Source organism: Gordonia polyisoprenivorans NBRC 16320 = JCM 10675, assembly GCF_000241325.1.
Classification (GTDB): domain Bacteria; phylum Actinomycetota; class Actinomycetes; order Mycobacteriales; family Mycobacteriaceae; genus Gordonia; species Gordonia polyisoprenivorans.
In genome coordinates this window covers 166,566-172,874 of the sequence record NZ_BAEI01000001.1, presented here as the reverse complement: position 1 = coordinate 172,874, position 6,309 = coordinate 166,566, and the positions used below count along the sequence as shown (strand labels likewise).

Annotated in this window: 8 protein-coding genes; 6 read left to right on the top strand and 2 right to left on the bottom strand. The window is 69.7% G+C overall.

Annotated features, from left to right (window positions below):
- Nucleotides 1-3 precede the first annotated feature (3 nt).
- Nucleotides 4-492, bottom strand: coding sequence for a hypothetical protein (locus GOPIP_RS00785; protein ID WP_006367578.1), 489 nt, complete (start codon nt 490-492; stop codon nt 4-6).
- A 210-nt stretch (nt 493-702) separates the two neighbouring features.
- On the opposite strand from GOPIP_RS00785, the gene alr reads away from it, so the two are divergent.
- The 6 genes from alr to tsaD are packed head-to-tail and all read left to right on the top strand — an operon-like array spanning nt 703 to nt 5,812.
- Complete coding sequence (alr, locus tag GOPIP_RS00780) at nt 703-1,875, top strand: alanine racemase (protein ID WP_006367577.1); 1,173 nt, start codon at nt 703-705, stop codon at nt 1,873-1,875.
- A complete protein-coding gene (locus GOPIP_RS00775) occupies nt 1,869-2,996 on the top strand; it encodes an alpha/beta fold hydrolase (RefSeq protein WP_006367576.1) in 1,128 nt (375 codons plus the stop codon). The genes alr and GOPIP_RS00775 overlap by 7 nt, the downstream gene beginning before the upstream one ends.
- Nucleotides 2,993-3,439: a tRNA (adenosine(37)-N6)-threonylcarbamoyltransferase complex ATPase subunit type 1 TsaE gene (gene tsaE, locus GOPIP_RS00770; RefSeq protein WP_006367575.1), complete on the top strand. Its 447-nt coding sequence runs from the start codon at nt 2,993-2,995 to the stop codon at nt 3,437-3,439. Before GOPIP_RS00775 ends, tsaE begins: the two co-directional genes overlap by 4 nt.
- A complete protein-coding gene (tsaB, locus tag GOPIP_RS00765) occupies nt 3,436-4,242 on the top strand; it encodes a tRNA (adenosine(37)-N6)-threonylcarbamoyltransferase complex dimerization subunit type 1 TsaB (protein WP_006367574.1) in 807 nt (268 codons plus the stop codon). The genes tsaE and tsaB overlap by 4 nt, the downstream gene beginning before the upstream one ends.
- Complete coding sequence (gene rimI / locus GOPIP_RS00760; protein WP_006367573.1) at nt 4,239-4,772, top strand: ribosomal protein S18-alanine N-acetyltransferase; 534 nt, start codon at nt 4,239-4,241, stop codon at nt 4,770-4,772. Before tsaB ends, rimI begins: the two co-directional genes overlap by 4 nt.
- Nucleotides 4,769-5,812, top strand: a complete 1,044-nt coding sequence (gene tsaD / locus GOPIP_RS00755; protein ID WP_006367572.1) for a tRNA (adenosine(37)-N6)-threonylcarbamoyltransferase complex transferase subunit TsaD — start codon at nt 4,769-4,771, stop codon at nt 5,810-5,812. The genes rimI and tsaD overlap by 4 nt, the downstream gene beginning before the upstream one ends.
- A gap of 15 nt (nt 5,813-5,827) precedes the next feature.
- Here the strand turns inward: tsaD and GOPIP_RS00750 are convergent, their stop codons facing one another.
- Nucleotides 5,828-6,289, bottom strand: coding sequence for a MarR family winged helix-turn-helix transcriptional regulator (locus tag GOPIP_RS00750; RefSeq protein ID WP_006367571.1), 462 nt, complete (start codon nt 6,287-6,289; stop codon nt 5,828-5,830).
- Between the last annotated feature and the right edge of the window lie 20 nt (nt 6,290-6,309).

Here is a 6,309-nt window from a genome sequence, read left to right as displayed (position 1 = left end):
GGGTCACAAGAACAACGGCAGCCACCACACTCCCGGTATCAGCACGGGCATCGTGACCACACCACTCGCGATCGCCGCGCCGACGAATTCGCTCGTCGCGGGTAGCGGTCCGGTCGGGTGGTGGAGGGCCGTTCGATCCGGCTTCGCCGGGTGTCGCGCGGGTCGCGAGATGAACGCCGTGATCACCAGCACCACCGATGTCCACGCGCCGAGGACCGCTTGCACCCCGTGGACGGCCGCCAGCACCAGGACCGGCCGCCACCACCGACCGCCGGAGCCGGAGATCTCGGCGTCGAGGCCGCCCAAGCCGCCGATCATGAACAGGACGCCACCGACGAGGTAGCAGACCCCGGCCGCGCCACAGGCGATCCATGCGCCGCGTAACAACACTTTCGTGGCCGGTTGGCGGGGACTGTGACCGGCTGGGATCCCGGCCGCCGACGTGGCGGGTGCCATGGGCGGGTGCGGGGTGTGGAATCGGGGAGCGTGCATGCGCAAGGGCCTTTCGGCGACGGGGTTTTCCCCAGTCAAGTGCCCGGATGGGCCGATGGCATGAGCGAATTCCTCAGGTGTGGACAGATCGCCGCCTGTGGACACGAGGCGTGCGCTCCGACGCAAGGTGCGCTATGTGCGAGCCCGGTGGGGGCAACGCCGGCACACCGGACCACGGCGGCCCTCACAAATCTGGGACAATGGGCGGCGATGATCACCTCACCGCCGCCCGGCTCCGGGCATCACGGCTCGGCCCTGGCCGCCGTCGTCGACCTCGACGCCATCGCCCACAACGTGGGTGTGGTGCGCGAGGCAGCGGGTACGGGCGTGATCGCCGTGGTCAAGGCCGACGGGTACGGGCACGGTGCGGTGCCGGTGGCACGTGCGGCCCTGGACGCCGGAGCTGCCGAACTGGGCGTGGCGGTGATCGGCGAGGGACTCGCGCTTCGGGCCGCTGGGATCACCGAACACATCACGTGCTGGCTGCACACCAACAGCGCGGACTTCTCCGCCGCCATCGACGCCGACCTCGACGTCGCACTCTCGTCGGGTCGTCAGCTCGCGGCCGTCCTCGAGGCGGCCCGAGATCGGGGTACCGCGGCCACGGTCACCGTCAAACTCGACACCGGCCTCGGGCGCAGCGGGGTGGCGCCGGAGGAATGGGCGGATTTCGCCGACGATCTCGCGAAGGCCGTCGCCGAGGACGCCGTCCGGGTACGAGCGCTGATGTGCCACCTCGCCCGCGGCGACGAACCCGAGCACCCGTTGAACTCGCTGCAGGCCGAGCGCCTCGACGAGGCGCGCGCCGACCTGATCCGTCTCGGCGCGCCGCCGGAGGTCATGCACATCGCGAATTCTCCTGCGGCACTGACCCGCCCGGACCTTGCGCGCGATCTCGTGCGGCCCGGAATCGCCCTCTACGGCGGGGTACCGATCCTGGGACGTGAATTCGGGTTGATCCCGGCGATGAGCCTGCGTGCCGAGGTGGCGTTGGTGAAGAGAATCCCGGCCGGACAAGGGGTTTCCTACAGTCACACCTGGACCACCGAGCGCGACACCACGATCGCGGTGATCCCGGCCGGATACGCCGATGGCGTACCACGACTCGCGTCGGGACGGTTGCGGGTCCGAATCGGCGATCGTGTCTTCGGTCAGGTGGGCCGGGTGTGCATGGATCAGTTCGTGATCGACCTCGGCCCCGACGGTGGCGGCGTGCGCGAGGGTGACATCGCCGAGTTGTTCGGTACCGGCGTCGGCGGCGGACCCACCGCGGCGGAGTGGGCCGAGACGATCGGCACCATCGACTACGAGATCCTCGCACGGATCGGCGGGCGAGCGCGCCGCGAGTACGTCTCATCCCGGCGGCAGGAGGCGACGTGGTGAACTCCACCGAGCGTGTCGGCCTGGCAGCCGGACTCGCCGGGGTGGCGACCCTCGGCGGGCTGGCCGCCGCGGGAGCGGCACGCAGCGCCACCCGGCGTCGAATCCGACGGGGCCAGGATCCCTATCAGGGGATCGATTTCACCACGATGTACCAGGATCGGGCGTCGACGGTGACCGCGGCCGACGGCGTGCAGCTGGCGGTACGCACCGTCGACCTCGGTGGCCTCGAGCCGGACGAGACGCCGGAGCTGACCGTGATCTTCGTGCACGGGTTCAGCCTGCGGCTGGCGAGCTGGCACTTTCAGCGCTATGCCCTGGCACAGCTGTGGGCCGATCGCCGAATTCGCATGGTGTTCTACGACAATCGCGGTCACGGTCGCAGTGGCGAGGCCCCCGCGGACACGTGCACGATGCAGCAACTCGCCGATGACGCCGTCGCGATCCTCGATGCCACGGCTCCCGAGGGGCGGGTGGTCCTGGTCGGGCATTCGATGGGCGGGATGACACTGATGGCGCTGGCGCGGCGGTATCCGCAGCTCTTCGCCGCCGACGGCCGGATCGCGGGAGTGGCGCTCGTGGCGACCGCCGCCAGCGGTCTGACCGAGGCCGGACTCGGTCGGGGACTGCGCAATCCACTGCTCGACGGGTTCGCGGTCGCCGCCCGCAACACCCCGCGGGTCATCGAGGCGGGCCGCGACCTGACCCGGCTACTCCTCGAGCCGGTGCTCGTCGCCGCCAGCTTCGGCCCGGATTTCCACAGCCCGGCTGCCGGGCGGGCGGTGGAGAAGATGATTCAGAACACGCCCATCGTGACCGTGGTCAACTTCCTCAACGCGCTGGAGCGTCATGACGAGTGGATGGGTGTTCCGGTGATCGCCCAGGTGCCCTCGGTGGTCGTATGCGGCGACGAGGACCGGATGACGCCGTTGCCCAATTCGCTGCAGCTCTACGGTGAACTCGGCACCGACTCGCGGATGGAGGTGGTCGACGGCGCCGGGCACATGGTGCAGATGGAGGCGCCCGACCGCGTCACCGACGCGATCGCCGATCTCGTCGACCGTGCGCGTCCGGCCCGCCCGGCTCCGCGGCGTCGCTGGTGGCAGCGGAGGCTGCGCGCATGAGCGGACCGCAGACCCGCGATCTCCCGGGCGTCGCCGACACCGAGATGTTCGGAGAGGAACTCGCGCAAGGACTTTCGGCCGGTGACCTGGTGATCCTGGACGGACCACTGGGTGCGGGCAAAACCGCCCTCGCCCGCGGCATCGGGCGAGGGCTGCACGTCGCCGGTCCGGTCTCCTCACCGACGTTCATCATCGCGCGCGAACACCGGCCGACCTCGGCCGGTCGGCCCGGGATGATTCACGTCGACGCCTATCGGCTCGGGGGGCTCGAGGAACTCGACGCACTCGACCTCGACACCGACCTCGCCGACGCCGTCGTGGTGGTCGAGTGGGGCGAGGGGGTGGCCGAACGTCTGGCCGAGCGACATCTGCTGGTACGTCTGGTCCGCGACCCCGACACCGACGTGCGCCACGCGAGTTGGGAATGGGTGAATCACCGATGAGCACACCGGAATCGACACCGTCGGCGCAGTCAACGTCGGCGCAGACGGCCCCCGGCACCGTGGCGGGTGAGAGCACTCCAACCGGGCGCACTCGGACCGTGCTCGTGATCGACACCGCCACCGATACCGTCGTCACCGGGATCGGCCGCATCACGACGACGGCCGGGGCTCCCGAGTGCCATGTGGTCGCCGTCCGCGCGGTGGCCGACGGGCGTCGCCACGCGGAGATCCTGACCTCGCTCATCGCCGAGGTACTCGAGGAATCGGGCGTCGGCCGCGATGGCATCGACGCGGTGGTCGTCGGAACCGGGCCCGGGCCGTTCACCGGCTTGCGGGTGGGCATGGCAACCGGCGCCGGATTCGGTGACGCCCTGGACATTCCGGTGTTCGGCGTCTGTTCGCTCGATGCCATCGCGCACGATGTGGGGCGCGTGAGCGCGCCGGGCGCCACGGTGCTCGCGCTCACCGACGCGCGCCGCCGTGAGGTGTACTGGGCGCTCTACCGCGACGGCGGGCACACCCGCACGCGTGGACCCGAGGTGAGCGCTCCCGGTGTCGTCGCCGAGATCCTCTCCGACTCGGGTGTCGACGCGGTCGGCGGGTCGGCGGCCCACCTGCGCCAGAGTGGTTGGGGTGGTGACGATCCGGCGATCACCGTACCCTCGGTCGCCGGATTGCTCGGTGCGGCCGCGATCGCGGTGACCGGTGGGCAGAGTCCACCGCCGCTCCTTCCGCTCTATCTGCGCCGACCCGATGCGGTGGAACGAAAGGACCAGCAACCCAAGAAGGTCGGCGCGTCGTGACCACCGGTGCGCCGATCATCGATGCTCTCGACTACCGCGACATCCCCCGTTGTGCCGCCCTGGAGAAGGAGATGTTCGCCGGCGATTCACCGTGGCCGGCAACGGCTTTCCGGGCAGAGCTGAACGCGCCGTATAACCGCTACTTCGCGGCCCGGGACGAGCTCGGTGGTGCCGTCGCCGGCTACGCGGGTATCTCCACCCTCGGATCCGAGGGCAGCTTCGACTGCGAGATCCACACGATCGCCGTCGCGCCGACCCATCGCGGACGCGGTTACGGCAGGGCGTTACTCGATGCGCTGCTCGAGGTCGCCGACTCCGTCGACGCACCGGTCTTCCTCGAGGTGCGCGTCGACAACGTCACCGCGATCGCGCTCTACGAGCGCAACGGTTTCGTGACGTCGGGCGTGCGGCGCGGCTACTACCAGCCCTCGGGTGCCGACGCCTACACGATGATCCGTCCGTCGGCCTCCGGTCGGGTCGGCGTCGACGAGACACTGGATTCGGCAGGCAAGGGCGGGCAGCACACATGATCGTGATGGGTATCGAGAGCTCCTGCGACGAAACGGGAGTCGGGATCGTGCGCTGGGAGCCGGGCACCGACGAGCCCGGTCGGGCGGTCCTGCTTGCCGACGAGGTGGCCTCCAGTGTCGACGAGCATGCCCGATTCGGGGGAGTGGTCCCCGAGATCGCCTCCCGCGCACACCTCGAGGCGATCGTGCCCACCATGCGGCGGGCTCGCGCGGCGGCCGGGATCGATCGTCCCGATGCCATCGCGGTCACCATCGGCCCGGGTCTGGCCGGGGCCCTGTTGGTGGGAGTGGCGGCAGCGAAATCCTATGCGCTGGCCTGGGATGTCCCGCTGTATGCGATGAATCATCTCGGCGGACATGTCGCGGTCGACACGCTGGAGCACGGACCGATGCCCGAATGCGTGGCCCTGCTGGTCTCCGGCGGGCACACGCACCTGCTGCACGTCACCGATCTCGCCGAGCCGATCGTCGAGCTCGGTACCACCGTCGACGATGCGGCCGGTGAGGCGTTCGACAAGGTCGCCCGCCTGCTCGACCTCGGTTTCCCTGGTGGACCGGCTCTGGACAAGGCTGCAGCGCTTGGGGATCGGGAGGCGATCGCGTTCCCCCGGGGAATGACCGGGCCCCGCGACGCCCGGTATGACTTCTCGTTCAGCGGGGTCAAGACGGCGGTGGCCCGCTACGTGGAGAAGTGTCGACGAGACGGCGTCGAGGTACCGATCGCCGACGTCGCGGCGTCCTTTCAGGAGGCGGTCGCCGACGTGTTGACGCTCAAGGCCGTACGTGCGTGCGATGACCTCGGCGTCGACACTCTCGTGCTCGGAGGCGGGGCGACGGCCAACTCGCGTATTCGATCTCTGGCGCAAGAACGTTGTGCTGCAGCGGGTATCACGCTGCGGGTACCCACTCAGCGCCGGTGCACCGACAACGGGGTGATGATCGCGACGCTCGGCGCCCACGTCATCGCCGGCGGTGCGCAGCCCTCACCGCTGACGGTGGCGACCGATCCGGGGATGAGCGTGCAGGTCTCGCAGTTGTGACGGCGGAGCGCTGCGTCAGGTGGTGGTGAACCCGCCGCCGGACACCTCGGGGCACGTCACGCACTGCTCGGCGAGGATTCGACGTTGGGTCGGCCGGGCATCGGTGTACCGTCGCGCTCCCTCGTCGGTGAGAGCAGCGAACACCGACCGTCGGTCCGTGGCGCACATCGTGCGCTCGACGAGTCCGTCCTTGTCGAGTCGGGCGACCACGCGCGACAGTGCGCTCTGCGTCAGATGCACCCGCCCGGCCAGATCGCTCATCCGAAGGCTGTGATCCGCTGCGGCCCAAAGAAGTTCGAGGACCTCGAATTCACTGGAGGACAGTTGGTGCAGCGTCTGTAGTTCGCGGTCGAGGGTGCACTGGATGCGGTGGAAGCGGACCGAGAGATCGTGCCATGCGGCGGCGAGTTCCTCGGCACGGTCGTCGCTGGCGGCGCCGGCTCCGCTCGTCGCGTCTCCTTCTGCCGCCGTGGTCATGGCCGCAGCATATCACTGCC